At 46.0% G+C, this 1,740-nt stretch carries 1 protein-coding gene; it reads right to left on the reverse strand.

Annotation, left to right across the window (positions count from 1 at the left end):
- A partial coding sequence (locus G9U52_RS38695) for an AraC family transcriptional regulator (protein WP_166158763.1) occupies nt 1-1,740 on the reverse strand: 1,740 nt, incomplete at both ends.

The raw sequence follows: 1,740 nt of genomic DNA on the forward strand, positions 1-1,740 counted from the left end.
ATGTTCAACTTATCGGCGAGCTGGTCGAGCGATAAATCGTCTGCGAACCGGTTCTCTATGTAACTCATGACGAACGAAATGGTGGGGTCCTGTTCGTCTTTTTTGGATCGGATAATCGCCGCGCTAGCTTGAAACAGTTCCATATAAAATTGCCTAAACTGGTCGAGCGTATAGCATTCCTCCATGAGCGCCAACTGCTGCTGCTGATAGATGGACGAGTTCACATCGATTCCATAAGGCTCTAACAATTTCACGACCCGCGCAATGACTCCTTCGGCAAGCTGCCTCAATTGTTGAACACTGACTCCCTTTTTATCAAACTGAGAGAGCATTCGGTTCATGAACGTAATGCAGTTAAGGTGATTGCCTTCCTGCAGGTTGGCATACAGCTCCTGCTCCTGCGGCACAGTGAATACAAGTTGGGTGGGTATGCTGCTGCGTTCCCGAATTACCTGACTTTCATCCAAAGGCCTTGCCAGTTGGGCCATGTTCAACACCTCCCGATAAGCCTCATTGAATTGGGACGAATGCTCATATGCCGAACTGATGGCGATAGTTACCAGAAAGTAGGCTTTGTCACGGTCCAATATCGTCTTCAGTATTGTCAGCGCGCGGTCCAACTCCTCCGTTAAATCATTACCGCAGATCAGCGACAGGATCTGGTTATTCTCCACTTGAAACGTTTGTGAAGTAGGAAAATGCTCGGAGAAGAGAACCTTAATATACTCCTGAATAAAGTAGGCCATACGGTCTGTTTTCATCTCACTGTCCTTTAAGGAGCGCACCTTGAAATGAAGCTGGAATAGTACGATCAAGAAAGGCTCATCCATTTCGGCGATATCCTTCCAGTCATTGATATCGGATGTAATTGCCTTTAATTTATTGATATAACCAAAGCTGGTGAGAAGTGAGCGTTTGTCCAACAGCTCTTGATGAACCGCGTCCTTTTCGTTCATTAATTCGCGAATGTTTTGGTGGATCAGATCGAATTCGTGAATGGTGCTCTCCAGCTTGACGGGATCCCGGCGTAGAATCGAGTTGACCATCTGCTTAACCGGCTGATTGAGCTTGCGGCTGAGGAATACGGAAGTAAGCAACCCGATTATAATGGATACGGCAAAGACCAGAACCAGCGTCCAGCTGGCGTTCTTTACTTTGGAAGCAATGTTGTAATAGGGTACGGCCGTCACATAGGTGAGAAGCGAGCCTTCATTTTTCTCAAAAAAGAAGTAATAATCACCGGACAAGCCGTAGTCATTACCGTCAATGAAAGCAGGAATATCACTTGCAGACAGCTTCCCCGGAGAACTATACAGCAGCGATCCATCTTCTTGCAGAATCATGAACTGCCGATTATCCTCTATGCCATAGAACGCTTCCTTCATCAAACGGGCGTCCAATAACGCAATCACCTGATAGTTGGATGATGGCATACGGAATGAGAATGGAATGAGCTGAGCCTTTACCGAAGAATTCAGATTGGATACGGTAAATGTTTGTTCCGGATGCAGCACATAAGTGGGTGTACGCTGAAATTGATTCTTCCAGAAGGGTGGCGGGTAGTCGTTGCTTACATAAAACTGTGAAAACATCATATCCACATCGACGCTACCTTCTTTTTCGATAACAAGGGAGCGGGAATTAAAATAAATCAGCAGATTATTAAGGTAAAACATCGGATTGTAAGCCTGTGTACGGAGAACCTTCAATGGGTCCGAGGCTGTCCAGAACTCGATGTCA

This window comes from Paenibacillus agricola, assembly GCF_011440305.1.
Lineage (GTDB): Bacteria > Bacillota > Bacilli > Paenibacillales > NBRC-103111 > Paenibacillus_S > Paenibacillus_S agricola.